The organism is Arenivirga flava (assembly GCF_030161575.1).
Taxonomy (GTDB): Bacteria; Actinomycetota; Actinomycetes; order Actinomycetales; family Microbacteriaceae; genus Arenivirga; species Arenivirga flava.
Genome location: NZ_BSUL01000001.1, coordinates 2702315 through 2728934 on the forward strand (window position 1 = coordinate 2702315; position 26620 = coordinate 2728934).

The following is a 26620-nucleotide window of genomic DNA, read 5'->3' on the forward strand; positions in this document are numbered from 1 at the left end:
CGGCATCCCGCCGATTCTCGTTCCACCCCTAGCCCCACCACTCCGGAGGACACCGTGGCACAGGACGTGCTCACCGACCTGAACAAGGTCCGCAACATCGGCATCATGGCGCACATCGATGCCGGCAAGACCACCACTACCGAGCGCATCCTGTTCTACACCGGTGTCAACCACAAGATCGGCGAGACGCACGACGGCGCCTCGACGATGGACTGGATGGCGCAGGAGCAGGAGCGCGGCATCACCATCACGTCGGCGGCGACGACCTGCTTCTGGAACAAGAACCAGATCAACATCATCGACACCCCCGGCCACGTGGACTTCACCGTCGAGGTGGAGCGCTCGCTCCGCGTGCTCGACGGCGCGGTCGCCGTGTTCGACGGCAAGGAGGGCGTCGAGCCCCAGTCCGAGACCGTCTGGCGCCAGGCCGACAAGTACGACGTGCCCCGCATCTGCTTCGTCAACAAGATGGACAAGCTCGGCGCTGACTTCTACTTCACCGTCGACACCATCATCAACCGCCTCGGGGCCAAGCCGCTCGTGATCCAGCTCCCGATCGGTCAGGAGTCCTCGTTCGAGGGCGTTGTCGACCTCGTCGAGATGCGCGCGCTCACCTGGCGCGGTGACGCCAAGGGTGACGTGAAGATGGGCGCCGAGTACGCCATCGAGGAGATCCCCGAGGACCTCAAGGAGAAGGCCGAGGAGTACCGCCAGGCCCTCCTCGAGACCGTCGCGGAGAGCGACGACGCGCTGCTCGAGAAGTTCTTCGGCGGTGAGGAGCTCACGGTCGCCGAGATCAAGGGCGCCATCCGCAAGATGACGATCAACTCGGAGCTCTACCCGGTGCTCTGCGGTTCGGCGTTCAAGAACCGCGGCGTGCAGCCGATGCTCGACGCCGTCATCGACTACCTCCCCACCCCGCTCGACGTGCCGGCCATCGAGGCCCACGACGCGCGCGACGAGGAGAAGGTCATCATGCGCCACGCGGACTCGGCCGAGCCGTTCGCCGCGCTCGCGTTCAAGGTCGCGGTGCACCCGTTCTTCGGCCGCCTCACCTACGTGCGCGTCTACTCCGGCAAGATCGACTCCGGCGCCCAGGTCATCAACTCGACCAAGGGCAAGAAGGAGCGCATCGGCAAGATCTTCCAGATGCACGCCAACAAGGAGAACCCGGTCGAGTCGGTGACCGCCGGTCACATCTACGCGGTCATCGGTCTGAAGGACACCACCACCGGTGACACCCTGTCCGACCCGAACGAGCAGGTCGTCCTCGAGTCGATGACGTTCCCGGAGCCGGTCATCGAGGTCGCCATCGAGCCGAAGACCAAGGCCGACCAGGAGAAGCTGGGCACCGCGATCCAGAAGCTCGCGGAGGAGGACCCGACCTTCCGCACCGAGCAGAACCAGGAGACCGGTCAGACGGTCATCAAGGGCATGGGCGAGCTCCACCTCGACATCCTGGTCGACCGCATGAAGCGCGAGTTCAACGTCGAGGCCAACGTGGGCAAGCCCCAGGTCGCGTACCGCGAGACCCTGCGCAAGACGGTCGAGAAGTACGACTACACGCACAAGAAGCAGACCGGTGGTTCCGGCCAGTTCGCGAAGGTGCAGATCTCGCTGGAGCCCATGGAGGTCACCGGCGACACGATCTACGAGTTCGTGAACGCCGTGACGGGTGGCCGCGTGCCGCGCGAGTACATCCCGTCCGTCGACGCCGGAATCCAGGACGCCATGCAGGTCGGCGTGCTCGCCGGCTTCCCGACGGTGGGCGTCAAGGCCACCCTGGTGGATGGCGCCGCGCACGACGTCGACTCCTCGGAGATGGCGTTCAAGATCGCCGGCTCGATGGCCTACAAGGAGGCCGCGCGCCGCGCGAACCCCGTGCTCCTCGAGCCGCTCATGGCGGTCGAGGTCCGTACTCCCGAGGAGTACATGGGCGATGTGATCGGCGACCTGAACTCGCGTCGCGGTCAGATCCAGTCCATGGAGGACGCGAGCGGCGTCAAGGTCGTTCGCGCCAACGTGCCGCTCTCGGAGATGTTCGGCTACGTGGGCGACCTGCGGTCGAAGACCTCGGGCCGCGCCGTGTACTCGATGACGTTCGAGACGTACGCGGAGGTCCCGAAGGCTGTCGCCGACGAGATCGTCCAGAAGAACAAGGGCGAGTGAGCTCCGGCTCACGCGCCTGTAACATAACGCAGTACCCAACCCAGTGGCGGCCCGGGAAGATCCCCGGGCCCGCCGCGACCGAGTCCTGAGGAGGACCCACAGTGGCGAAGGCCAAGTTCGAGCGGACCAAGGACCACGTCAACATCGGAACGATCGGTCACGTCGACCACGGCAAGACCACGCTCACGGCCGCGATCTCGAAGGTGCTTGCTGACAAGTACCCGTCCGCGACCAACGTGCAGCGCGACTTCGCCTCGATCGACTCGGCGCCGGAAGAGCGCCAGCGTGGTATCACGATCAACATCTCGCACGTCGAGTACGAGACCCCGAAGCGCCACTACGCGCACGTCGACGCCCCGGGTCACGCCGACTACATCAAGAACATGATCACCGGTGCGGCGCAGATGGACGGCGCGATCCTCGTGGTCGCGGCGACCGACGGCCCGATGGCCCAGACCCGCGAGCACGTGCTGCTCGCGCGCCAGGTCGGCGTCCCCTACCTGCTCGTCGCCCTGAACAAGGCCGACATGGTGGACGACGAGGAGATCCTGGAGCTCGTCGAGCTCGAGGTCCGCGACCTGCTCGCCGGCCAGGAGTTCGACGAGGACGCCCCCATCGTCCGCGTCTCGGGCCTGAAGGCGCTCGAGGGCGACGAGAAGTGGGTCCAGTCCGTGCTCGACCTCATGGAGGCCGTGGACAACTCGGTTCCGGACCCCGTGCGCGACCGCGACAAGCCGTTCCTCATGCCGATCGAGGACGTGTTCACGATCACCGGTCGTGGCACCGTCGTCACGGGTCGCGCCGAGCGCGGCACCCTGGCGATCAACTCCGAGGTCGAGATCGTCGGCATCCGCCCGGCGCAGAAGACCACCGTCACGGGCATCGAGATGTTCCACAAGCAGCTCGACGAGGCCTGGGCCGGCGAGAACTGCGGTCTCCTGCTCCGCGGCACCAAGCGCGAGGACGTCGAGCGCGGCCAGGTCGTCGTCAAGCCGGGTTCGATCACCCCGCACACGAACTTCGAGGGCAACGCGTACATCCTCTCGAAGGACGAGGGCGGCCGTCACAACCCGTTCTTCACGAACTACCGCCCGCAGTTCTACTTCCGCACCACGGACGTCACCGGCGTCATCACGCTGCCCGAGGGCACCGAGATGGTCATGCCCGGCGACACCACCGAGATGTCGGTCGAGCTCATCCAGCCGATCGCCATGGAGGAGGGCCTCCGCTTCGCCATCCGTGAGGGTGGTCGTACGGTCGGCGCCGGCACGGTGACGAAGATCATCAAGTAAGTCCCCTCGAGGACTTCCGGCGACAGGGGTCGGGCCTTCGGGCCCGGCCCCTTCGTCGTCTCTCCGCGTCCTCGCGGTGCGGCCCAGCGGGCCGGGATGGAGCAGCGCTCCGTTCCGGCCCGCTTCGTCGTTTCCGCGTGAGCTCCCGCGATCTGCCGCGCGAGGGGTCCTTGCGCATTTCTTGAGGAACTCGACCGCGCTTGCGCGTGTCCTTGAGGCGCAGGAGTGCCGCAATGGCGGATGGACGGCCCCCATCCGCGGTACGTGGCGCGCGGCCCGCTCGCTGGTAAAACGACGTAGTGGGTCCGGGCGTCGCCAACCTGCTGGACAGGCGTCGTCCAATCCCGCCTCCAGCGCGCTCATGCCTCCGACGCTCCCGAACGGGGGCTCCCATGCGTTTGCGGCGTCCCCGACCGGGTACGTACCTTCTCCTCCGCCGAGAACCACGGCGATGCAGAAGGACCTCGGATCAGATCTTGAGGAACGGCTGGATCGCCCCGAGCAGGAGATCCACGACCATGCAGGCCACCCGACGCGCACGCACCGCGGCACGACGCACCCGGCGGCTCATCGCCGCCGCCGTGTCGGCCGCGCTCGTGGCCAGCGTCGTCGCGCTCGGTGTGCCCGCCTTCGTGCAGACGGATGGCAGCGCCCCCGCGGCCCGAGCGGTCGAGCAGCCGGTCGCAGCGGCACCGGCGGAACCGACCCCGGTGTTCGTCGAGGACTTCGAGCGCGGGGGCGGCACGCTCCCCGCGCGTCTCACGAACTACGTCGGCGCCGGCGGGAACGCCTATCGTGCGACGGGCAACTGGGCCGCCATCGCCGACTGCAACGGCGTGATCCTGAACTACGCGACCGCGAGCTTCACCAGCAACGGCACCCGGTACTGCTCCACCGAGAACGCCGTGCAGGCGCAGAACAACGCTCGCCGACTGGCCGACGTGCTCGGCCAGGTCGCCGCGGGAACGAACGGTTCCACGTCCGCCACGCAGTCCAACCGCGCGCTCGTGGACTGGACGACGAGCTCCGCGGGCAGCAGCAGCGACGCGGTGCTCGAGACCACCGCGAACGTGGGCGGACCCGCGGCGACCGGCTACTACGTGGTCAGCCTCGACGTCGCCGAGGCCTCCTGCGACTACGGGGGCGGCGCCAACGCCTCCAAGCTCTGGGTCACGGCGAACGCCGGTACGACGACCGCGCAGCGCTTCAACGCCGACGCCATCGCGCTCTGCGCGACCACGGGAGCCGGTTCCTACACGTCGCCGATGGGGAGCATGACGCGGCCGACGGGCGCGAGCTCGGTCTGGGGCGGCGGCGGCGCCTCGGTCAAGGCGGGGCGCGTGTACGGCGACACCGCACTCCTCCTCTCCGCCGCCGAGCGCCGGTCGCTCAAGCTCACGGTCACCAACGCGACGACGACCGGCGACGGCAACGACTTCGCCGTCGACAACCTCCGCATCGCGGACGGCACGCCGACGCTGACGAAGGCGTTCTCGAGCGAGACGGCCTTCACCGGTGCGCGCACGACCCTCACCTTCACCGTCACGAACACCAGCGAGCGCGCGGCGAAGTACGACTGGGGATTCACCGACACGCTCCCCGCCGGGATGAAGCCGGTCGCGGGCTCCTTCGGCGGCACCTGCGTGAACAGCTCCGCGGGCAAGGTCGCCTTCAGCCGGAACGCGGATGCGGCAGCCGGCACGATCACGATCGCCGGCGGCGACCTGCCGCGCAACGCGTCGAGCTGCACCATCACCGTGGACGTGACGGCCGCCGCCGCCGGCACCTACACGAACGGCGCCGCGAACATCGGCAACTCCACGCTGCGTCCGCCGCAGGACGCGACGCTCATCGTGCAGCAGCCGGCCTCGCTCTCGGTGCGCCACGTGCTCCAGCGGGCCGCTGCCGGCGACCAGTTCACGAGCAGCGTGTACTCGGGCACCGAGGCGCTGGCGACCTCGACCACCTCGGGCTCCGCCGACGGGCTCCAGTCGGCGCAGATCTCCGCGCTGCAGGTCCGGCCCGGCGCGGCCTACACGATCCACACCACGCTCGCCGGCGGCGGCGCGGGACTGGGCTACACGACCTCCTACAGCTGCGAGCGCGACGGCGTCGTCATCGCATCCAACCCGGCAGCCGCCTCGGGCTCGATCACCGTGCCCGACGAGCCCGGCGCGCAGATCGTCTGCACCTTCACGACCGCGCCGCGCACGGCGCAGTTCAACTGCGACCCCAACCACTTCTACTCGGTCACCGAGAACGGGGCGCTCGTGCAGGGCGACATCGTCACCGGGACCGCCAGCCAGCTGCGCGCCGGCGCGGACGATGTCTCCGGCATCAACGCGCTGGCCGTGGCGCCGAACGGCTCGGCGGTGTGGGGGCTCTCCCGGACGGCCGACTCGACGGACGTCGCCTACGTGGCGAGGGTCCTGCCGGACGGCTCCTTCTCGGTGCCAGGCGGCGCGTGGACGACCGTCGACAGGAGCGGTGCGGAGGTGCCCGGCGGCATCGTCGCCGGCGCCATCGACCTCGAGTCCGGTCGGTACCTGTTCGGCAAGTTCAACGGCGGCAGCTTCTACCTCTACAGCTTCACCGAGGCGACTCGCGCCTACGCCTTCGTCGGGTCCTTCCCGACCGGCAACGCCGCCGTGGGCAACGGCGACATGGCTTTCGACGCCAAGGGCAACCTCTCCGTGCTCGGAGCCGCATCGAACGGCAGCTCGAACTCGGCCACCATCTACACGGTCACCAAGCAGAACCTCGCCGCCCCGGTGAACGGGGTGCTGACGGTGGGCGCCTCGGTGACCGCGAACCTGACCGGCGCCGAGGCCGGCGGGTTCCCGAACGTCAACGGCCTGGCATTCTCGCCGCGCGGGACCGTGTACCTCTCGAACGCGTCGGGCACGCACGAGTTCGACCCCACCACCTGGAAGCGCGTCGAGGGCACCCGGTTCGTCGGCAGCCCCTCGGTCGACCTCGCGAGCTGCTCGTCGCCGTCGACGGTCACCGTGCAGAAGAACGTGATCGGACGCTCCGCCCCGGCCGACCAGTTCACGCTCGCGGTGCGGAACGGCTCGACGACGGTCGCGACGGCGACGACGACGGGATCGGCCGCGGGGCGCCAGAAGGAGCAGATCGGCCCGTACCCCGCACCGATCGGCACGACCCTGTCGATCGCCGAGTCGATGGCTGCGGGCAGCCCGACGGCCCTGGACGTCTACACCGTCCGCTACGAGTGCTGGGTCGACGGCGAGCGGGTGGCCGACGGCTCGACCCCCGCCGCCGACGTCGCCATGCCCGACCGCTACAGCGCCGCGCTCAACTGCACCTTCTTCAACGCGCCGAAGCCGGCGACGGTCGTCACCGTCCGGAAGCTGGTGCAGGATCCTGCGACCGGTGCATCCACTGCTGCAGCCGGTTGGCGGCTCGGTATGGTCGCGACGGCGACCGCGGGCGTCGCCACCGCGCTGCCGAGCGACACGCCGCAGCAGACCACCGGCCCCGACGGCACCGTCTCGTGGACGGTGCTGCACAGCGACGGCGGCGTCGCCACCGTCCGGGTGTCGGAGGTGCAGCAGGCCGGCTACGAGGTGGTCTCGCTCGCGTGCACGGTGAACGGCGGCGCGGCGACCTACGGGGCCGTGACCAGCCTCGACCTGACCGGCATCGCCGCGAACTCCTCCGTGGACTGCTCGTTCACGAACCGCCCCGTCGCGACCCTCGCCCTCGTCGTCGAGCGGTCCTCGGGCAGCAAGGCCACGACCACGTGGACCGCCTCGGCGACCGGATCGCGCACGGCGCTGGCCGGGCCCGCGGGCGCCGGTGGTGCGCCGTCCAAGACCGTGTCGGCGGGTGTGCCCTACCGTCTCGCCTCGACCGGTCCGGCCGATGCCTCCGACGCCGCGTACGTGGTGACCAGCCCCTGGTCGTGCACCGACGCCGCCGGCGCGGCCGTCGCGGTCAGCGCATCCGGCGACGTCACGGCGACGCGCGGCAGCTCGGTGACCTGCCGGATCGCCTACGGCACCGCGCAGATCACCCTGCTCAAGCAGGTCGTCGACCCCCAGCCGGGCTTCGAGGCCAGGAACTGGACGATCACCGCCACCCCGAACGCCTTCACCGGGCTCGGCGCGCAGTCGAGGATCGGCGCCGAGTACTCGGCCGCGACCGGCGGCAACGCGGCGAGCACCGTCGAGGTCCGCCCCGGGCACGGCTACGCGCTCACGGAGGCGCTGACCGACCAGGGCAGCAAGGTCGCCTACCAGGAGCTGCGCCTCGAGCAGCTCGTCAACGGCGCCTGGGTGACCGTGAGCTCGGCCTCGATCACGGCTCCCGCAGCCGGTCAGAGCGCCGTCTACCGCTTCGTCAACGCACCGATCCCCGGAGTGGTGCTCCCGTTGACGGGAGGGATGAGCACCGACGCCTTCATGATCGCAGGCGCCATCATCCTGCTCCTCGCCCTGTCTGGCGCCGTGGTGCACGGCTCCCGACGCCGACGGAGGAGCACCGCTTGACCCGACATCCGTCATCGCAGCCCCAGCCCCACCACCTCTCATCCCGCAGCAGAACCCGAACCCTGAAGGGGAATCCCATGTCCCGCAAGACCTTCGCCGCCCGAGCGGCGGCCACCCTGGGCGCCGTCGCCATCGGTGCCCTCGCGATCTTCGGCACCGCCGTCCCGGCGAGCGCCGCCGGCGCCAACATCGACGCCTCGCAGACCCGCACCCTGACCGTCCACAAGCACGAGCGCACCGCGTCCAACGGCACCACGCCGGGCACCGGTCAGCAGATCACGGATGCGAACAAGAAGTCCGCCCTCGGCGCGCCGCTCGCGGGCGTCACCTTCAAGGTGCAGCAGATCGCCGACATCGACCTGAACACCACGCAGGGCTGGGCGACCGTCCAGAACCTCACGGCGCAGCAGGCGGCCAACCGCGCGCTCGCCGCCGGCACCTCCGTCGTCACCAACGGCAACGGCGAGGCCGTGTTCTCGAACCTCCCGATCGGCGCCTACCTCGTGACCGAGACCACTGCGCCCAACACGGTCACCGACCGCACCGCGCCGTTCCTCGTCACCGTCCCGACGGCGACGGGCAAGGCGGGCGCTCCGTCCAACACCTGGGTGTACGACGTGCACGTCTACCCGAAGAACGCGACCTCGTCGCTCAGCAAGGTGCGCGTCCCGGCGGCGGCCGGCACCGCTGAGGCGGCGAACGCCGACCTGCAGCGCTGGAGCGTCGCGGCCCGCGTGCCGCAGATCGCCTCGAACGACTCCCTCGAGACCTTCTCCGTGGTCGACACCATCGACACCGCCGTCCTGAAGTTCCTCACCACCGACGCGCCGACGGGCGTGGCCGCGGGCGGCACCGTGAGCCTGACCAACGCCTCGGGCGCCGCCGTCACCCTGACTGCCGGCACCGACTACTCGGTCGTGAAGAGCACCGACGGCAAGACGCTCACCCTGACCTTCACGCAGGCCGGTCGCACCATCCTCGCGGCCAACAAGGGCGGCACCGTCAGCCTCAACGTCCTCACCAAGGCCGTCGCCGTCCCGACGACGACCCCGGCCGGCACCGTCACCAACAACGCCAGCAGCATCATCAAGGCCGCGAACAGCCCTGCCGTGACGAACACCACGTCGGCCACCGCCACGGTCGCCTCGTTCCAGTTCTTCACCTACTCGCCCGTCACCGACAACGGCACGACCACCAAGTCGCCGCTCGCCAACGCCTCGTTCGAGATCTACCCGTCCAAGGCCGACGCCGAGGCCGGCACGAACAAGATCGTCATCGACGGCAAGTCGAGCTGGACCACCGACGCCAACGGCCAGTACACCTTCCCGGTGCTGAACTCGGGCACGTACGTCATCAAGGAGACCAACGCGCCGGTCGGCTTCGAGCTGCCCACGCTGAACATCCCGGACACCACCGCGGGCACCGGCACCACGTACTACGCCGAGCTGCCGCACAACCAGCAGCTCCCGACCTGGGCCCTGCCCTTCACGGGTGGCAACGGCCCCGTGCTGTTCGCGACCGGCGGCGGCGCGCTGCTCGTGATCGCCCTCGGCGCCGCCCTGGTGGCCGCCCGCCGTCGCCGCGGCGCTGCCGAGATCGCCGCGTAAGCTGCACGCATCATGAGCGCGGAGGGGTCGGAGCGGGGTCATCCCGCGACGGCCCCTCCGTCGCTCCCACCGGGCTCGGCGCCGGCCCACACAGGACGGGGCCGCCGCCGGGCCCGCTGGCGTCTGCCGAAGCTGGCGCTCGCCGTGGCGGTCGTCGCCGTGCTGGGCGCCGGTGTCGTGCTCTTCCCCTCCATCGCCGGCTGGCTGAGCCAGGTGCAGCAGGCCGCCGAGATTGGCGCGATCGACGGGGAGATCGAGGACCTGGGACCGGACGCGGTGCAGCAGGCCCTCGCGGGCGCGCGCGCGTACAACGCCGCGCTCGTGGGCGGCGCGGCAGAGCTGCCCGCGAACGAACGGCTGCCGCAGGCCGTCGCGCCGGACCAGGAGGGCGATTACGCCGCGCTCCTCGACGTCGACTCCTCCGGGCTGATGGCCCGGGTCAAGGTGCCGAGCATCGCGGTCGACCTGCCCGTCTACCACGGCACCAGCGAGGCCGTCCTGGAGGAGGGCGTCGGCCATCTCGAGGGCACGGCGCTGCCCGTCGGCGGCGCCGGCACCCACGCGGTGCTGACGGGGCACCGGGGGCTCGCGACCTCCGAGCTCTTCACGAACCTCGACCGGGTGCAGGTGGGGGAGACCTTCACCGTCGAGGTCTTCGGCGAGGTGCTCACCTACCGGGTGACGGACACGCGGGTGGTCGAGCCGGAGGACACCGAGACGCTGCTGCCCGTGCTCGGCGAGGACCTCGTCACCCTGGTGACGTGCACGCCGCTGGGCGTGAACAGCCACCGCATCCTGGTGACGGGGGAGCGCATCCTGCCGACGCCGGCGGCGGATGTCGAGGCCGCGGGTCGGCCGTCCGAGCTGCCGGGCTTCCCGTGGTGGGCCGTGATCCTCGGCGCGGTGCTCCTGCTCGGCACCGTCTACGTCTGGTGGTCCGGTCGCCCGGTGCTCGCCGCAGGAGCGCGCAAGCGCCGTCGACGGGATGCCGAGCACCGCCTGGAGCACGCGCGGGAGGAGCGGATGAACCCCCGGACCCGCCGCGCGGAGCCCCGCCCGGGAACCGCCCCCGCTGAGCGCCGACCGCCCCGCGGAGCGCGACACGCCCGGCTTGCACGGAGTGCGAGCCTGTGGCAAACTTCTTGAGTTCAAGACGCCACCGCTCCGCGTGTGGCTCACTCCCATGGACAGTGCACAATCCAGCGCCTCGAGCGCGAGAGGTTGGGCCGCGGGGAGCAGGACGCAGATTCAATCGACAACCGATGGGCCTGTGGCACCGCCATGCGCTCACCGGTGTGCTCGCCCGTCAGGACGACACGCCCGAGCGCGGGGGTCGGTGAAGAGGACCGGGGAACCGGTTGCTCGAGAGCGGGGCCGGAGCGATCCGGGCCGGCTTTGACAGAAGAACAGTGTGCGAAGCAGAAGTGCTGCAGCAATCCCCTCCATCCGGCCGGATGGAACGGGTACGAAAGAGAGAGAGTCAGACATGGCGGGACAGAAGATCCGCATCCGACTGAAGTCGTACGACCACGAGGTCATCGACTCCTCGGCGCGCAAGATCGTCGACACGGTCACCCGTGCGGGCGCGCAGGTCATCGGTCCGGTGCCGCTGCCGACCGAGAAGAACGTCGTCGTCGTGATCCGTTCGCCTCACAAGTACAAGGACAGCCGCGAGCACTTCGAGAAGCGCACGCACAAGCGTCTGATCGACATCATCGACCCGACGCCCAAGGCCGTCGACTCGCTCATGCGCCTCGACCTGCCTGCTGACGTCAACATCGAGATCAAGCTCTGAGGAACAACGCACTGATGTCTACCGCTACCAAGACCGTGAAGGGCCTGCTGGGCACCAAGCTCGGCATGACCCAGGTCTGGGACGAGAACAACAAGCTCGTTCCCGTGACCGTCATCGAGATCGCGCCGAACGTCGTGACCCAGCTGCGCTCCGAGGAGACCGACGGCTACGTCGCGATCCAGATCGCCGCCGGCCAGATCGACCCGCGCAAGGTCAACAAGCCGTCCGCCGGCCACTTCGAGAAGGCCGGCGTCACGCCGCGCCGCCACCTCGTCGAGATCCGCACCGCCGACGCCGCGGAGTACGCGCTCGGCCAGGAGCTCACCGCCGAGGGCACCTTCGAGGCCGGCCAGAAGGTCGACGTCGTCGGCACCTCCAAGGGCAAGGGCTTCGCCGGTGTCATGAAGCGCCACAACTTCAAGGGCGTCTCCGCCTCGCACGGTGCGCACCGCAACCACCGCAAGCCGGGCTCGATCGGCGCCTCGTCGACCCCCAGCCGTGTCTTCAAGGGCATGCGCATGGCCGGCCGCATGGGTGGCGAGCGCGTCACCGTCCAGAACCTGACCCTGCACGCGATCGACGCCGAGAAGGGCCTGGTGCTCGTCAAGGGCGCCGTCCCCGGTGCTCGTGGCCGTCTGGTCTTCGTCCGCACCGCAGTGAAGGGAGCCTGATCACCATGGCTACCATCGACGTCCTCGACGCGAAGGGCAAGAAGACCGGCACGGTCGAGCTTCCGGCCGACATCTTCGACGTCCAGACCAACGTCCCGCTCATCCACCAGGTCGTGACCGCCCAGCTCGCCGCCGCGCGCCAGGGCACGCACAAGACCAAGAACCGTGGAGAGGTCTCGGGCGCCGGCCGCAAGCCCTTCAAGCAGAAGGGCACCGGCCGCAGCCGCCAGGGCTCCGTCCGTGCTCCCGAGCACACCGGCGGTGGCGTGGTGCACGGCCCGACGCCGCGCGACTACTCGCAGCGCACCCCCAAGAAGATGATCGCCGCCGCTCTGCTCGGCGTCATCTCCGACCGCGCTCGCGGCGAGCGCATCCACGTGGTGGAGGGCTTCGTCGTCGACGGCGCCCCGACCACGAAGGCCGCCGCCGCGCTGCTCGCCCAGGTCGCGACCTCGAAGAACGTGCTCATCGTGCTCCAGCGCGACGACGAGCTCAACCTCAAGAGCGTCCGCAACCTGCCGTCGGTGCATGTCATCTCCGCCGACCAGCTCAACGCCTACGACGTCGTCGTGAGCGACGACCTGGTCTTCTCGAAGGCCGCGTTCGAGGCCTTCGTCGCCAGCAAGTCCAAGAAGGAAGAGGTCAGCGCATGACCGGCTACAACAAGGACCCGCGCGACGTCGTGATCGCTCCGGTCGTCTCCGAGAAGAGCTACAACCTGATCGACGAGGGCAAGTACACGTTCATCGTGGACACCCGCTCGAACAAGACGGAGATCAAGCTCGCCATCGAGAAGATCTTCGGCGTCAAGGTCGCCTCGATCAACACGCTCAACCGACAGGGCAAGACCCGTCGCACCCGCTTCGGCACCGGCAAGCGCAAGGACACCAAGCGCGCCATCGTGACCCTGAAGTCGGGCTCCATCGACATCTTCACCGCGGTCAGCTGACCGGCGGATCGAGAAGGACACGAGAATGGCTATTCGCAAGTACAAGCCCACGACCCCCGGTCGTCGCGGTTCGTCGGTCGCCGACTTCGCCGAGATCACCCGGTCGACCCCCGAGAAGTCGCTGCTGAAGCCGCTGCCGAAGACCGGTGGCCGCAACAACACCGGCCGCATCACCACCCGCCACATCGGCGGTGGGCACAAGCGCCAGTACCGTCTGATCGACTTCCGTCGCAACGACAAGGACGGCGTGGACGCCAAGGTCGCGCACATCGAGTACGACCCCAACCGCACCGCGCGCATCGCGCTGCTCCACTACGTGGACGGCACCAAGCGCTACATCCTGGCCCCGAACAAGCTCTCGCAGGGCGACATCGTCGAGTCGGGCCCGGGCGCGGACATCAAGCCGGGCAACAACCTCCCGCTGAAGAACATCCCCGTGGGTACCGTCATCCACGCGATCGAGCTCCGTCCCGGTGGCGGCGCGAAGATCGCCCGCTCGGCCGGCGCCTCCGTGCGTCTCGTCGCGAAGGACGGCCCCTACGCCCAGCTGCGCCTGCCCTCGGGCGAGATCCGCAACGTCGACGTGCGCAACCGCGCCACGATCGGCGAGGTCGGCAACGCCGAGCAGTCGAACATCAACTGGGGCAAGGCCGGCCGTCTGCGCTGGAAGGGCGTCCGCCCGACCGTCCGCGGTGTCGCCATGAACCCGATCGACCACCCGCACGGTGGTGGTGAGGGCAAGACCTCCGGTGGTCGCCACCCGGTGAGCCCGTGGGGCCAGAAGGAAGGCCGCACGCGTCGTCCCAACAAGGAGAGCGACAAGCTCATCGTCCGCCGGCGCACCGTCGGCAAGAAGCGCAAGTAGGAGTAGAGGAAGATGCCGCGCAGTCTCAAGAAGGGCCCCTTCATCGATGACCACCTGCTTCGCAAGGTCGTCGCGCAGAACGAGGCCAACAGCAAGAACGTGATCAAGACCTGGTCGCGCCGCTCGATGATCATCCCGGCGATGCTGGGCCACACCATCGCGGTGCACGACGGTCGCAAGCACATCCCGGTGTTCGTCACCGAGACCATGGTCGGTCACAAGCTCGGCGAGTTCGCGCCGACCCGCACCTTCCGCGGTCACGAGAAGGACGACAAGAAGGGTCGTCGCCGCTAACGCGGCGACGTAAGGAGGAGAAGAGAATGGTGGAGTCGATCGCACGCGTGCGTCACATCCGCGTCACGCCTCAGAAGGCCCGTCGTGTCATCAACCTCGTCCGCGGCAAGCAGGCGCAGGAGGCACTCGCCATCCTGAAGTTCGCCCCGCAGGCGGCCAGCGAGCCCGTCTACAAGCTCGTCGCGTCGGCCATGGCCAACGCGCGCGTCAAGGCGGACAGCACGAACACCTACCTCGACGAGCAGGACCTCTACGTGTCCCGCATCTTCGTCGACGAGGGCACCACCCTGAAGCGGTTCCAGCCGCGCGCCCAGGGCCGTGCCTTCGCCATCCGCAAGCGCACCAGCCACATCACCGTCGTGCTCGCCACGCCGGAAGAGGCTGCTGCGGCCACGACTTCCAAGAAGGCGGCCAAGTAATGGGACAGAAGGTCAACCCGTACGGTTTCCGTCTGGGCATCACCACCGACCACGTGTCGCGCTGGTTCTCGGACAGCACCAAGGCCGGTCAGCGCTACGCCGACTACGTGGCCGAGGACGTCAAGATCCGCTCGATGCTCAAGACGAGCCTCGACCGCGCCGGCGTCGCCCGCATCGAGATCGAGCGTCAGCTCGGCCGCGTGCGCGTCGACATCCACACGGCCCGCCCGGGCATCGTGATCGGCCGCCGCGGCGCCGAGGCCGAGCGCATCCGCGCCGACCTGGAGAAGCTCACCAAGAAGCCGATCCAGCTCAACATCCTCGAGGTCAAGAACCCCGAGGCCGAGGCCCAGCTCGTCGCGCAGGGCATCGCCGAGCAGCTCTCCGCCCGTGTCGCGTTCCGTCGCGCCATGCGCAAGGGCCTGCAGGGCGCGCAGCGCGCCGGCGCCAAGGGCGTGCGGATCCAGGTGTCGGGCCGTCTCGGCGGCGCCGAGATGAGCCGTTCGGAGTTCTACCGCGAGGGTCGCGTGCCGCTGCACACCCTGCGCGCGAACATCGACTACGGCTTCTACGAGGCCAAGACCACCTTCGGCCGCATCGGCGTGAAGGTCTGGATCTACAAGGGTGACATCACCAACAAGGAACTCGCTCGCGAGCAGGCGAACCAGCGTTCGTCGCGCCCCGAGCGCGGTGACCGCCGTCGTGGCCCCCGTGCCGAGGCGGTCGGAGCAGGAGCTGAGGCCTGATCATGCTGATCCCCCGTCGCGTCAAGCACCGTAAGCAGCACCACCCCAAGCGCAGTGGCCAGGCCACCGGCGGCACCCAGGTGTCGTTCGGCGAGTTCGGCATCCAGGCGCTGACCCCTGCCTACGTCACCAACCGTCAGATCGAGTCCGCTCGTATCGCCATGACCCGTCACATCAAGCGTGGCGGCAAGGTCTGGATCAACATCTACCCGGACCGCCCGCTCACCAAGAAGCCCGCCGAGACCCGCATGGGTTCCGGTAAGGGCTCGCCCGAGTGGTGGGTCGCCAACGTCAAGCCGGGCCGCGTCCTCTTCGAGGTCGCCGGTGTCGACGAGACCCTCGCCCGTGAGGCCCTCACGCGCGCAATCCACAAGCTGCCCCTCAAGGCACGCATCATCAAGCGTGAGGACGGTGACGCGTAATGTCCATCGGATCGAAGGAGCTCGCTCCTGTTGAGCTCGACACCTTCGAGGACGAGCGCCTCGTCGACGAGCTGAAGAAGGCCAAGGAGGAGCTGTTCAACCTGCGCTTCCAGTCGGCCACCGGTCAGCTCGAGAGCCACGGCCGTCTCCGCGCGGTCAAGCGCGACATCGCGCGCATCTACACGGTGATCCGCGAGCGCGAGCTCGGCATCCGGGCCACCCCCGCTCCCGTCGAGAAGGCCCCGGCCAAGGCGAAGAAGAGCACCAAGAAGGCCGAGGCCGCCGAGGCCGAGACCACCGAGACTGCCGAGGAGGCGAAGTAATGGCTGAGACGAAGCAGACCGCCGGACACGAGTCCGCGGAGCACGACGTCAAGGACGCCGACGCCCGCGGTTACCGCAAGACGCGTCGCGGCTACGTGACCAGCGACAAGATGGACAAGACCATCGTCGTCGAGGTCGAGGACCGCGTGAAGCACCCGCTGTACGGCAAGGTCATCCGCCGCACGTCGAAGGTCAAGGCTCACGACGAGCTGAACACCGCCGGCATCGGCGACCTCGTGGTCATCAGCGAGACCCGTCCGCTGAGCGCCTCCAAGAACTGGCGCCTGGTCGAGATCCTCGAGAAGGCCAAGTAGACCCCGGTCTGCTTGAGGAACTAGGAGAACAGCAGTGATTCAGCAGGAATCCCGGCTCAAGGTCGCCGACAACACCGGCGCCAAGGAGCTCCTGACGATCCGCGTGCTCGGTGGCTCGGGCCGCCGCTACGCGGGTCTCGGCGACATCATCGTCGCCACGGTCAAGGACGCGATCCCCGGCGGCAACGTCAAGAAGGGCGACGTCGTCAAGGCCGTCATCGTCCGTACCAAGAAGCAGACGCGCCGTCCCGACGGCTCGTACATCAAGTTCGACGAGAACGCCGCCGTCATCCTGAAGACCGATGGTGACCCCCGTGGCACCCGCATCTTCGGACCGGTCGGTCGTGAGCTCCGTGACAAGAAGTTCATGAAGATCGTCTCGCTCGCCCCGGAGGTGCTGTAAGCCATGGCGAACATCAAGAAGGGCGACCTGGTCCAGGTCATCAGCGGTGCGTCGCAGGCGCGCGGCGGTGACAAGGGCAAGCAGGGTCGCGTCATCGAGGTCCTGGTCGAGCGCAACCGCGTCATCGTCGAGGGCGTCAACTACGTCACCAAGCACGTGCGGGTCGGCCAGACCCAGCGCGGCGCGAAGACCGGCGGCATCGAGACCCACGAGGCCCCGATCCACATCTCGAACGTCGCGCTCGTCGACCCCGAGACCAAGAAGCCGACCCGCGTCGGCTTCCGTACCGAGGACGTGGTGAAGGACGGCGTGAAGAAGACCGTCCGCATCCGCTACGCCAAGAAGTCCGGAAAGGACCTCTGATGACCGACACGACTGCCGCGCCGGCTGGCAAGATCCAGCCGCGCCTCAAGCAGAAGTACCGCAACGAGATCACGGCTGCCCTCACCGAGCAGTTCGGCTTCACCAACCCGCACCAGGTTCCGCGACTCGTCAAGATCGTCGTGAACACCGGTGTCGGCGAGGCCGCCCGTGACAGCAAGATCATCGACGGCGCCATCAAGGACCTCGTCGCGATCACCGGTCAGAAGCCGCAGGTCACGCTGGCCCGCAAGTCCATCGCGCAGTTCAAGCTCCGCGAGGGTCAGGCCATCGGCGCGCACGTCACCCTCCGCGGTGACCGCGCGTGGGAGTTCATGGACCGCCTCGTCACGCTCGCGCTCCCGCGCATCCGCGACTTCCGCGGCCTGAGCCCGAAGCAGTTCGACGGCAACGGCAACTACACCTTCGGCCTCACCGAGCAGTCGGTGTTCCACGAGATCGACCAGGACAAGATCGACCGCGTCCGCGGCTTCGACATCACGGTCGTGACCACGGCGAAGAACGACGACGAGGGCCGCGCGCTCCTGCGCGCGTTCGGCTTCCCGTTCAAGGCCGAATAAGCTCTACCCAAACCCCATCGATCGCACAGGCCGTCATTCGCGGAACGGATGCCGGAACCGGGCGAGAATAGGAACGAATCATCATGACGATGACAGATCCGGTCGCTGACATGCTGACCCGTCTGCGCAACGCCAACCGGGCGTACCACGAGACCGTGTCGCTCCCGAGCAGCAAGCTCAAGTCGCACATCGCCGAGATCCTCCAGAAGGAGGGCTACATCTCCGGCTGGAAGGTCGAGGACGCCCGCGTCGGCCAGACCCTCACGATCGACCTGAAGTACGGCCCCAGCCGCGAGCGCTCGCTCGCCGGCATCAAGCGCGTGTCGAAGCCCGGCCTCCGCGTCTACGCGAAGTCGACGGAGATCCCCCAGGTCCTGGGCGGCCTCGGCATCGCCATCCTGTCCACCTCCTCCGGTCTGCTCACGGACCGCCAGGCTGTCGAGAAGGGCGTGGGTGGGGAAGTCCTCGCCTACGTGTGGTGACCTGACATGTCTCGTATCGGTCGTCTCCCCATCGACATCCCCGCCGGCGTGACCATCGCGGTGGACGGCTCGGCCGTCTCCGTGAAGGGCCCCAAGGGCGAGCTCGTGCTGAACGTCGCGAGCCCGATCCAGGTCGCCGTCGAGGAGAACCAGGTGCTGGTCACCCGCCCGGACGACGAGCGCGAGTCGCGTTCGCTCCACGGCCTGACCCGCACGCTCATCAGCAACAACATCGTGGGCGTCACCCAGGGCTACACCAAGGGCCTCGAGGTCGTCGGCACGGGTTACCGCGTCGCGGCCAAGGGTTCCGGCGTCGAGTTCGCGCTCGGCTTCTCGCACCCGGTCTACGTCGAGCCGCCGGCCGGCATCACGTTCGCGGTCGAGGGCAACAACAAGCTCACGGTCTCGGGCATCGACAAGCAGGCCGTCGGTGAGGTCGCCGCCAACATCCGCAAGATCCGCAAGCCGGAGCCCTACAAGGGCAAGGGCGTGCGCTACGCCGGCGAGGTCGTTCGCCGCAAGGCCGGAAAGGCTGGTAAGTAAGCCATGGCTCTGGGAATCAAGGGCAAGAGCAAGTCGGCGGCCCGCGGCCGTCGTCACCTGCGCCTGCGCAAGAAGATCACGGGTTCGGCCGAGCGTCCGCGCCTGGTCGTCAACCGCTCCTCGCGTCACGTCTTCGTGCAGATCGTCGACGACACCAAGGGTCACACCCTGGCGTCGGCCTCGACGCTCGAGGCCGACCTGCGCGCCTTCGACGGCGACAAGACCGCCAAGGCCCGCAAGGTCGGCGAGCTGCTCGCCGAGCGCGCCAAGGCCGCCGGCGTCACGGCTGTCGTGTTCGACCGCGGTGGCAACAAGTACGCCGGTCGCGTCGCCGCGATCGCAGACGGTGCTCGAGAGGGTGGATTGGACCTGTGAGCGAGATCAACAAGGACCAGCAGGAGGTGGCCACCGTGCAGGAGGCCCCCGTCGAGACCGCGGCTGCCAGCCAGCCCGCGACCGACGACCGCGGCGGACGCCGCGGCGGCGGCAACGGCGGACGCGGCGACCGTGGCGGTCGCAACGACCGTGGTGGCCGTGGCGGCAACCAGCGCGAGGAGAGCCAGTTCCTCGAGCGCGTCGTGACCATCAACCGCGTGTCGAAGGTCGTCAAGGGCGGTCGTCGCTTCAGCTTCACCGCGCTCGTGGTCGTCGGTGACGGCAACGGACTCGTGGGCGTCGGCTACGGCAAGGCCCGCGAGGTGCCGCTCGCGATCTCGAAGGGCGTCGAGGAGGCGAAGAAGAACTTCTTCCGCGTCCCCCGCATCGCCAGCACCATCCCGCACCCCGTGCAGGGTGAGGCCGCCGCCGGCGTCGTGCTCCTCCGTCCGGCCGCCGCCGGTACCGGCGTCATCGCCGGTGGCCCGGTTCGCGCCGTGCTCGAGTGCGCCGGCATCCACGACGTGCTGAGCAAGTCGCTCGGCTCGTCGAACACCATCAACATCGTGCACGCCACCGTCGAGGCCCTCCGCGGTCTCGAGGAGCCCCGTGCCGTCGCCTCGCGTCGTGGCCTCGCCATCGACCAGGTCGCGCCGGCCCGTCTCCTGCGTGCCGAGGCTGCGGCGGCCAAGGCTGCCGCCGACGCGAAGGCAGGTGCCTGATGGCCGCGCGCCTCAAGGTGACCCAGACCAAGTCCGTTATCAGCGAGAAGCAGAACCAGCGTGACACGCTGCGGAGCCTGGGCCTCAAGCGCATTGGCGACTCCGTCGTCAAGGAGGACAACGCCCAGAACCGCGGCTACGTCAACACGGTCGCGCACCTCGTCAAGGTCGAGGAGATTGACTAATGGCTGAAGAGAAGAAGGCCGCGGAGGAGACTCCGAAGGCCCCCGCCAAGAAGCCTGCGGCCAAGAAGCCGGCCGCCGCGAAGGCTGAGAAGCCCGCCGCCGAGAAGGCTCCGGCCAAGAAGGCCGCCGCCTCGACCGCGTCGAGCACGAAGGCCGAGAAGGCCGCTGCGAAGCCGGCCGCCGAGACCGAGCCCCGCATCCAGGTCCTGAAGGCCCACCACCTGCGCCCCGCTGCGGGCTCGAAGACCGCGCGCACCCGCGTCGGTCGCGGTGAGGGCTCGAAGGGCAAGACCGCCGGCCGCGGTACCAAGGGAACCAAGGCCCGGTACCAGGTCAAGGTCGGCTTCGAGGGTGGGCAGATGCCGCTGCACATGCGCACCCCGAAGCTGCGCGGCTTCAAGAACCCGTTCCGCGTCGAGTTCCAGGTCGTGAACCTGGACAAGCTCGCGGAGCTGTACCCCCAGGGCGGCGATGTGACCATCGCCGACCTGGTCGCCAAGGGCGCCGTTCGCAAGAACGAGAAGGTCAAGGTTCTCGGCCAGGGTGACATTGCGGTTAAGCTGAACGTCGCGGTCGACAAGGTCTCGAGCTCTGCGGAGCAGAAGATCGTCGCCGCGGGCGGCTCCGTCAAGTAATACGTCGGAGGGCGGTCCCCATCATGGGGACCGCCCTTTCGCTCGTCGTCAAACGATCTCCCCTGGAGGACTCCGTGTTCCGTGCCATCGCGCGCATCTTCCGCACTCCGGATCTGCGCAGGAAGATCGGCTTCACGCTGGGCATCATCGCCATCTTCCGGCTGGGATCGTTCATCCCCGCCCCGTTCGTCGACTACGGGAACGTCGAGGCCTGCCTCGACCAGAGCTCCACCACGTCGGGCCTCTACGAGCTCGTCAACCTCTTCAGCGGCGGCGCGCTGCTGCAGCTCTCCATCTTCGCGCTGGGCATCATGCCGTACATCACGGCCTCGATCATCACCCAGCTGCTCCGCGTGGTCATCCCGCACTTCGAGAACCTCCACAAGGAGGGGCAGACCGGGCAGGCCAAGCTGACGCAGTACACCCGCTACCTGACCATCGGTCTCGCGGTGCTGCAGTCGACCACGCTCATCACCGTCGCGCGCAGCGGCCAGCTCTTCCAGACCGCCTCGGTGGTGGAGTGCCAGAACCTGCTCACCGACGACGCCTGGTACGCGATCCTGCTCATGGTCATCACGATGACCGCCGGCACCGGCCTCATCATGTGGATGGGCGAGCTCATCACCGAGCGCGGCATCGGCAACGGCATGTCGCTGCTCATCTTCACGTCGATCGCGGCGACCTTCCCGACGGCGCTCTGGACCATCCAGCAGACCAACGGCCTCGAGGTCTTCATCGTCGTCATCCTGATCGGCATCGTCATCCTCGGCGCCGTCGTCTTCGTCGAGCAGTCCCAGCGGCGCGTGCCCGTGCAGTACGCGAAGCGGATGGTGGGACGCCGCACCTACGGTGGCAACAACACCTACATCCCTATCAAGGTCAACATGGCCGGCGTGGTGCCCGTCATCTTCGCGTCCTCGCTGCTGTACCTGCCGCTGCTGGTGACCCAGTTCTTCCAGCCGGCACCGGGCGAGGAGGTCACGCCCTGGGTCGCGTGGATCCAGAACAACCTGGCCTCGGGCGACAACGCGCTCTACATGGCCGTGTACTTCCTGCTCATCGTCGGCTTCACCTACTTCTACGTCGCGATCACCTTCAACCCCGAAGAGGTCGCCGACAACATGAAGAAGTACGGCGGCTTCATCCCCGGCATCCGCGCGGGCCGCCCGACCGCCGAGTACCTCGACTACGTGCTGACCCGGGTGACCCTGCCCGGCTCGCTGTACCTCGGCCTGGTCGCGCTCATCCCGCTGATCGCCCTCGCCACCGTGCAGGCCAACCAGAACTTCCCGTTCGGTGGTGCCAGCATCCTGATCATCGTCGGTGTGGGTCTCGAGACGGTCAAGCAGATCGACTCGCAGCTCCAGCAGCGGCACTACGAAGGACTCCTGCGTTGACCCGTCTCCTCCTCATCGGTCCCCCCGGCGCCGGCAAGGGCACCCAGGCGGTCCGCCTGGCGGACGCCTACGGCATCCCCGCGATCTCGACCGGCGACATCTTCCGCTCGAACGTCAAGAACGGCACCGAGCTCGGCAAGCAGGCCAAGGCCTTCATCGATGCCGGCGACAACGTGCCGGACTCGCTGACCAACGCCCTCATCCGCGACCGCCTGGCTCAGGACGACGCGAAGGACGGCTTCCTGCTCGACGGCTACCCGCGCACCATCGACCAGGTGCGCGAGCTCGACGAGTTCCTGGCCTCGCGCGAGACCGCTCTCGACGCCGTGGTGGAGATCACCGCCGACATCGACGAGGTCGTCGCGCGCCTCGGCAAGCGCGCCCTCGAGCAGGGCCGCAGCGACGACACCGAGCAGGTCGTGCGCCATCGCCTCGACGTCTACCGCGAGCAGACCGCTCCGCTGGTCGACGTGTACAGCGAGCGCAAGGTCCTCGTGAAGGTCGACGGCATCGGCGACATCGACGAGGTCACCGAGCGCATCACCGCCGGCCTCGCGTCGCGCGGGATCGGACCGCGCGACGCGGCATGAGGCCGTTCCGCCGGTCCATCTACAAGAGCCCCGCTCAGCTGCGGCTCATGGTGGAGCCGGGGCTCGTCACGGCGCGTGCGCTGCGCGCAGCGCTCGACGCCGTCGCACCCGGCGTCTCGACCCTCGAGCTCGATGCGATCGCCGAGCGGAGCATCCGCGACGCCGGCGGTGCGCCGAACTTCATGAAGGAGCCCGGCTACCACCACACGCTCTGCGTCTCGGTGAACGACGAGGTGGTGCACGGCGTGCCGGGCGGGCGCGTGCTCGAGGCCGGCGACGTGGTCTCGATCGACTGCGGCGCCGAGGTCGGCGGCTGGAACGGCGATTCGGCCGCCACCGTCGTGGTGCCGGACCCGGGCGGCGACCTCCGCGCCGGGCAGGAGCTCAACCGCGTGACCGAGCAGTCGCTCTGGCACGGCATCGCGGCGCTCTCCCGCGCCGAGCACCTGAACGAGGTCGGCGCGGCGATCGAGTCCTACGTCCGCTCGCAGGAGCGCGACGGCGTGCGCTACGGCATCCTCGAGGACTACGTCGGCCACGGCATCGGCCGATCGATGCACGAGGACCCGCCCGTGTTCAACTACCGCGTGCAGCAGCGCGGGCCGGAGGTCAAGCCCGGCCTGGTCGTGGCCATCGAGCCGATGATCACGCTCGGCACCATCGAGACGGTCATCGAGGACGACGCCTGGACGATCACGACCGAGGACGGTTCGCTCGCCGCCCACTGGGAGCACTCCGTGGCGGTGCACGAGCGCGGCGTCTGGGTGCTCACCGCCGAGGACGGCGGTGCAGCGGCGCTCGCCCCGCTCGGTGTGAGGCCCGTGCCCCTGCACTGAGCGGTCGCCGCCCAGCATCGCCCGCCCGCCCGCTGCCTAGACTGGTGCGGTGAGCTTCTTCCCGCGCCGCGGACGCGCCTCCGAACCGGATCAGGACCCGCGCTCCACGGTGCCCGAGGGCGAGCTCGTCACGCCCGGGATGCGCATCGCGGGCGCCTGGTCGTGGCGCATCCTGGTGGTGCTCGGCGTCGTGGGCGTCGTCATCTTCCTGGTCATGCAGCTGCGCGCCGTGGTGATCCCGGTCTTCGTGGGCGTGCTCCTGGCCGCCCTCCTGAACCCGCTGGTCGACTGGCTGCACCACCGACGCGTGCCGCGCGTGCTGGCCGTCGTCGCCGCGGCGCTCACGCTCATCGCCGTGGTCGGCGGACTCGGCTACCTCGTCACCACCCAGGTGTCCCGGGGCGCCGAGGACCTCAGCGCCCGCTCGATGACGGCCTACGCGGACTTCCAGGAGTTCCTGCTCGACTCCCCGCTGCACGTCACGTCCGAGCAGTTCCAGGAACTGCTCGACCAGGGCGTCGCCTACGTCGAGGCCAACTGGCAGAGCCTGCTCGGCGGCGTCGTGAGCTTCGGCTCGGGGTTGACCGCCTTCCTCAGCGGATTGCTGCTCGCGCTCTTCACCCTGCTGCTCGTGCTGTACGACGGCCGGAACATCGGCAGCTGGCTGGTGCGCCTCTTCCCGCGCCGCGCCCGTGCCGCCGTGCACGGCGCGGCACGCGCCGGCTGGACGAGCGTGAGCGGATTCGTGCGCGCGCAGATCCTGGTCGCCACCGTCGACGCGGTGGGCATCGGCCTCGGGGCCGCGATCCTCGGGCTTCCGCTCGCGATCCCCATCGCGGTGCTCGTCTTCCTGGGCTCGTTCATCCCGTTCTTCGGCGCGATCATCACCGGCACCCTCGCCGTCTTCATCGCGCTGGTGTACCAGGGCCTCTGGCCCGCGGTCATCATGCTGATCATCGTGCTCGGCGTGCAGCAGTTGGAGGGGCATGTGCTGCAGCCGCTCATCATGGGCAACGCCGTGAAGGTGCATCCGCTCGCCGTGGTGCTCGCGGTGGTCACCGGGACCATGCTCGCCGGCATCGCGGGCGCCCTCTTCGCGGTGCCGATCGTCGCAGCGCTCAACAGCATGATCGCATTCATCGCCTCCGGACGATGGCGCCAGCAGTCGAAACCGCTGCCGACGCCGACCGCCGAGACCCGACCCGAGCTGGGCCGTTCATGAGCAAGGGAGCCGCAGCACCATGACCATCGCCCCGAACCCCACGGAGCGGACCACCGCCCCGGTCTTCCCCGGACCAGACCTCGCCGCCTTCGAGCGCGCTCGCAGTGTCGTCGCGGAGGTGGTTCAGCCCACGCCGCTCGAGCACTCCCGCATCCTCGAGCAGCAGATCGGCTCGCCGGTCTGGCTCAAGTGCGAGAACCTGCAGCGCACCGGCTCGTACAAGATCCGCGGCGCGTACCACCGGATGTCGCGGCTCAGCGACGAGGAGAAGGCGCGCGGCGTCGTCGCCGCCTCCGCCGGCAACCACGCGCAGGGCGTGGCGCTCGCGGCCCGCGAGCTCGGCATCGCGGCGACCATCTTCATGCCGATCGGCGTGGCGCTGCCCAAGCTGCAGGCGACGCGCGGTTACGGCGCCGAGGTCGTGCTGCGCGGCCACACCGTCGAGGAGCCGCTGCGCGCGGCGGCGGAGTTCGCCGAGTCGACCGGCGCCGTCTTCATCCATCCCTTCGACCACCACGACGTGGTCGCCGGCCAGGGGACGGTGGGCCTCGAGATCCTCGACGAGGTGCCGGACCTCGACACCCTGGTCGTGCCGATCGGCGGCGGCGGGCTCATCTCGGGCGTCGCGAGCGCCGTGAAGCAGAAGGCCGCGACGCTCGGGCGCACCGTGCGGATCGTGGGCGTGCAGGCGGCCAACGCGCCCGCCTACGCGGTGAGCATGCAGGCCGGTGCGCTCACCGAGGTCGCCGTCACGCCGACCATCGCCGACGGGATCGCCGTGAGCCGCCCGGGCGCCCTGAACTTCGCGATCGTGCAGGAGGCGGTCGACGAGGTCGTCACGGTGAGCGACGACGACACCGCGCGGGCGCTGCTGATGCTGCTCGAGCGGGCCAAGCAGGTCGTCGAGCCGGCCGGCGCCGTCAGCGTCGCGGCGCTGCTCACGGGGCAGGTACGGGACGCCGGCACGACCGTGGCGATCCTCAGCGGCGGCAACATCGACCCACTCATGATGAACCGCGTGATCAGCCACGGTCTCGCCTCGACCGAGCGCTACCTCAAGCTGCGCATCCCGCTGCCCGACCGGCCGGGTCAGCTGGCTCGCACCGCGCAGATCGTGGCGGAGGCGAACGCCAACGTCGTCGAGGTGCTGCACACACGGCACGGCAACGGCCTGCAGATCAGCCAGGTCGAGCTGGAGCTGCACATCGAGACGCGCGGACCCGATCACGCCGTCGAGGTGCTCGAGCATCTGCGCGCGGCGGGCTACGAGCCCCGGATGGACTTCTGACCGCGACGACGGAGGGCCGGATGCGATCGCATCCGGCCCTCCGTCGTCGCACCCCGTCTCAGGGCGTGTAGGTCGCGACCTTGACGACCTCGACCTCGATCTGCTTGCCGTTGGGGGCGGTGTAGCTGGTGCTGTCGCCCTCCTTGACGCCGATGATGGCCTGGCCGAGCGGGCTCTGCTCGCTGAAGACCTGCAGGTCGCCGTCCGCGATCTCGCGGCTTCCGAGCAGGAAGGTGCTCTCGTCGCCGGCGATGCGGGCGGTGATGAGGCTGCCGATGCCGGCGATGCCGTTGCTCTCCGGCGCCTCGCCGACGGTGGCGTCGCGCAGCAGCGCGGTGAGCTGGCGGATGCGGGCCTCCATCTTGCCCTGCTCGTCCTTCGCAGCGTGGTAGCCGCTGTTCTCCTTGAGGTCGCCCTCCTCGCGGGCGGCCTCGATGCGCTTGGTGATCTCGGTGCGCGCCGGGCCGCTGAGCTCGTCGAGCTCGGCCTGCAGGCGGTCGAAGGCCTCCTGGGTCAGCCAGGTGACGTTGTCGTTGCTCATGGTGATGCTCCTCACAGCGCGACCGCGTCGTCCGCGTGCGCTGACCAAAGAAGAGGACCGGTCGAATCCGACCGGTCCGC

General features: G+C 69.0%; 31 protein-coding genes. 30 read left to right on the plus strand and 1 reads right to left on the minus strand.

What is annotated here, in order from left to right; all coding sequences use genetic code 11:
* The first annotated feature begins 54 nt into the window (after positions 1-54).
* The 30 genes from fusA to ilvA all read left to right on the plus strand — a co-directional run bounded on the left by fusA (position 55) and on the right by ilvA (position 25999).
* Positions 55-2169, plus strand: coding sequence for an elongation factor G (gene fusA, locus QQK26_RS13110; protein ID WP_284233499.1), 2115 nt, complete (start codon positions 55-57; stop codon positions 2167-2169).
* Positions 2170-2270: 101 nt separating this feature from the next.
* Positions 2271-3461, plus strand: coding sequence for an elongation factor Tu (gene tuf, locus QQK26_RS13115; RefSeq protein ID WP_284233501.1), 1191 nt, complete (start codon positions 2271-2273; stop codon positions 3459-3461).
* Between the two features lie 518 nt (positions 3462-3979).
* Positions 3980-7975, plus strand: a complete 3996-nt coding sequence (locus tag QQK26_RS13120) for a DUF7933 domain-containing protein (protein WP_284233503.1) — start codon at positions 3980-3982, stop codon at positions 7973-7975.
* A gap of 77 nt (positions 7976-8052) precedes the next feature.
* Positions 8053-9582, plus strand: coding sequence for a SpaH/EbpB family LPXTG-anchored major pilin (locus tag QQK26_RS13125; RefSeq protein WP_284233505.1), 1530 nt, complete (start codon positions 8053-8055; stop codon positions 9580-9582).
* Positions 9583-9726: 144 nt separating this feature from the next.
* Positions 9727-10728 carry a class C sortase gene (locus QQK26_RS13130; protein WP_284233507.1) on the plus strand — a complete coding sequence of 334 codons (1002 nt, stop codon included), beginning with the start codon at positions 9727-9729 and terminating at the stop codon, positions 10726-10728.
* A 340-nt stretch (positions 10729-11068) separates the two neighbouring features.
* Entirely contained in the window at positions 11069-11377 is a 309-nt protein-coding gene (gene rpsJ, locus QQK26_RS13135; RefSeq protein WP_284233509.1) for a 30S ribosomal protein S10, read from the plus strand.
* 14 nt (positions 11378-11391) lie between these two features.
* A complete protein-coding gene (rplC, locus tag QQK26_RS13140; RefSeq protein WP_284233510.1) occupies positions 11392-12048 on the plus strand; it encodes a 50S ribosomal protein L3 in 657 nt (218 codons plus the stop codon).
* 5 nt (positions 12049-12053) lie between these two features.
* Positions 12054-12701, plus strand: a complete 648-nt coding sequence (gene rplD, locus QQK26_RS13145; protein ID WP_284233512.1) for a 50S ribosomal protein L4 — start codon at positions 12054-12056, stop codon at positions 12699-12701.
* Positions 12698-12997: a 50S ribosomal protein L23 gene (gene rplW, locus QQK26_RS13150; protein WP_284233516.1), complete on the plus strand. Its 300-nt coding sequence runs from the start codon at positions 12698-12700 to the stop codon at positions 12995-12997. The genes rplD and rplW overlap by 4 nt, the downstream gene beginning before the upstream one ends.
* 25 nt (positions 12998-13022) lie before the next feature.
* Positions 13023-13862 (plus strand): 50S ribosomal protein L2, encoded by an 840-nt coding sequence (gene rplB, locus QQK26_RS13155; protein WP_284233518.1) that lies wholly within the window; start codon positions 13023-13025, stop codon positions 13860-13862.
* A gap of 12 nt (positions 13863-13874) precedes the next feature.
* A complete protein-coding gene (rpsS, locus tag QQK26_RS13160) occupies positions 13875-14156 on the plus strand; it encodes a 30S ribosomal protein S19 (protein WP_284233520.1) in 282 nt (93 codons plus the stop codon).
* Positions 14157-14182: 26 nt separating this feature from the next.
* The gene (rplV, locus tag QQK26_RS13165; protein ID WP_284233522.1) at positions 14183-14575 is read left to right on the plus strand and encodes a 50S ribosomal protein L22; all 393 of its coding nucleotides are present in this window, start codon (positions 14183-14185) and stop codon (positions 14573-14575) included.
* The gene (gene rpsC / locus QQK26_RS13170; protein ID WP_284233524.1) at positions 14575-15321 is read left to right on the plus strand and encodes a 30S ribosomal protein S3; all 747 of its coding nucleotides are present in this window, start codon (positions 14575-14577) and stop codon (positions 15319-15321) included. The genes rplV and rpsC overlap by 1 nt, the downstream gene beginning before the upstream one ends.
* 2 nt (positions 15322-15323) lie before the next feature.
* Positions 15324-15743: a 50S ribosomal protein L16 gene (gene rplP, locus QQK26_RS13175; protein WP_284233526.1), complete on the plus strand. Its 420-nt coding sequence runs from the start codon at positions 15324-15326 to the stop codon at positions 15741-15743.
* Positions 15743-16066, plus strand: coding sequence for a 50S ribosomal protein L29 (gene rpmC / locus QQK26_RS13180; protein WP_284233528.1), 324 nt, complete (start codon positions 15743-15745; stop codon positions 16064-16066). Before rplP ends, rpmC begins: the two co-directional genes overlap by 1 nt.
* The gene (rpsQ, locus tag QQK26_RS13185) at positions 16066-16380 is read left to right on the plus strand and encodes a 30S ribosomal protein S17 (protein WP_284233530.1); all 315 of its coding nucleotides are present in this window, start codon (positions 16066-16068) and stop codon (positions 16378-16380) included. The genes rpmC and rpsQ overlap by 1 nt, the downstream gene beginning before the upstream one ends.
* 34 nt (positions 16381-16414) lie before the next feature.
* Positions 16415-16783: a 50S ribosomal protein L14 gene (rplN, locus tag QQK26_RS13190; RefSeq protein ID WP_284233532.1), complete on the plus strand. Its 369-nt coding sequence runs from the start codon at positions 16415-16417 to the stop codon at positions 16781-16783.
* A gap of 3 nt (positions 16784-16786) precedes the next feature.
* Complete coding sequence (rplX, locus tag QQK26_RS13195) at positions 16787-17146, plus strand: 50S ribosomal protein L24 (protein WP_284233536.1); 360 nt, start codon at positions 16787-16789, stop codon at positions 17144-17146.
* Positions 17146-17724 carry a 50S ribosomal protein L5 gene (gene rplE / locus QQK26_RS13200; protein ID WP_284233538.1) on the plus strand — a complete coding sequence of 193 codons (579 nt, stop codon included), beginning with the start codon at positions 17146-17148 and terminating at the stop codon, positions 17722-17724. Before rplX ends, rplE begins: the two co-directional genes overlap by 1 nt.
* A gap of 83 nt (positions 17725-17807) precedes the next feature.
* Positions 17808-18206 carry a 30S ribosomal protein S8 gene (gene rpsH, locus QQK26_RS13205; RefSeq protein WP_284233540.1) on the plus strand — a complete coding sequence of 133 codons (399 nt, stop codon included), beginning with the start codon at positions 17808-17810 and terminating at the stop codon, positions 18204-18206.
* Between the two features lie 6 nt (positions 18207-18212).
* On the plus strand, positions 18213-18749 hold the full coding sequence (gene rplF, locus QQK26_RS13210) for a 50S ribosomal protein L6 (protein WP_284233542.1): 537 nt from the start codon (positions 18213-18215) through the stop codon (positions 18747-18749).
* A gap of 3 nt (positions 18750-18752) precedes the next feature.
* Positions 18753-19124, plus strand: a complete 372-nt coding sequence (rplR, locus tag QQK26_RS13215; RefSeq protein ID WP_284233544.1) for a 50S ribosomal protein L18 — start codon at positions 18753-18755, stop codon at positions 19122-19124.
* Positions 19121-19846 carry a 30S ribosomal protein S5 gene (rpsE, locus tag QQK26_RS13220; protein ID WP_431308015.1) on the plus strand — a complete coding sequence of 242 codons (726 nt, stop codon included), beginning with the start codon at positions 19121-19123 and terminating at the stop codon, positions 19844-19846. Before rplR ends, rpsE begins: the two co-directional genes overlap by 4 nt.
* Positions 19846-20031 (plus strand): 50S ribosomal protein L30, encoded by a 186-nt coding sequence (gene rpmD, locus QQK26_RS13225; protein WP_284233547.1) that lies wholly within the window; start codon positions 19846-19848, stop codon positions 20029-20031. Before rpsE ends, rpmD begins: the two co-directional genes overlap by 1 nt.
* Positions 20031-20666: a 50S ribosomal protein L15 gene (gene rplO, locus QQK26_RS13230; RefSeq protein ID WP_284233549.1), complete on the plus strand. Its 636-nt coding sequence runs from the start codon at positions 20031-20033 to the stop codon at positions 20664-20666. Before rpmD ends, rplO begins: the two co-directional genes overlap by 1 nt.
* A gap of 74 nt (positions 20667-20740) precedes the next feature.
* Positions 20741-22063 (plus strand): preprotein translocase subunit SecY, encoded by a 1323-nt coding sequence (gene secY, locus QQK26_RS13235; RefSeq protein WP_284233550.1) that lies wholly within the window; start codon positions 20741-20743, stop codon positions 22061-22063.
* Positions 22060-22653 carry an adenylate kinase gene (locus QQK26_RS13240; RefSeq protein ID WP_284233552.1) on the plus strand — a complete coding sequence of 198 codons (594 nt, stop codon included), beginning with the start codon at positions 22060-22062 and terminating at the stop codon, positions 22651-22653. Before secY ends, QQK26_RS13240 begins: the two co-directional genes overlap by 4 nt.
* Positions 22650-23489 (plus strand): type I methionyl aminopeptidase, encoded by an 840-nt coding sequence (gene map / locus QQK26_RS13245; RefSeq protein ID WP_284233554.1) that lies wholly within the window; start codon positions 22650-22652, stop codon positions 23487-23489. The genes QQK26_RS13240 and map overlap by 4 nt, the downstream gene beginning before the upstream one ends.
* Positions 23490-23538: 49 nt before the next feature.
* On the plus strand, positions 23539-24711 hold the full coding sequence (locus tag QQK26_RS13250) for an AI-2E family transporter (RefSeq protein ID WP_284233557.1): 1173 nt from the start codon (positions 23539-23541) through the stop codon (positions 24709-24711).
* A gap of 19 nt (positions 24712-24730) precedes the next feature.
* Positions 24731-25999 (plus strand): threonine ammonia-lyase, encoded by a 1269-nt coding sequence (gene ilvA, locus QQK26_RS13255; protein ID WP_284233559.1) that lies wholly within the window; start codon positions 24731-24733, stop codon positions 25997-25999.
* Between the two features lie 58 nt (positions 26000-26057).
* Here the strand turns inward: ilvA and greA are convergent, their stop codons facing one another.
* Positions 26058-26540, minus strand: coding sequence for a transcription elongation factor GreA (gene greA / locus QQK26_RS13260; RefSeq protein ID WP_284233560.1), 483 nt, complete (start codon positions 26538-26540; stop codon positions 26058-26060).
* Positions 26541-26620: the final 80 nt, after the last annotated feature.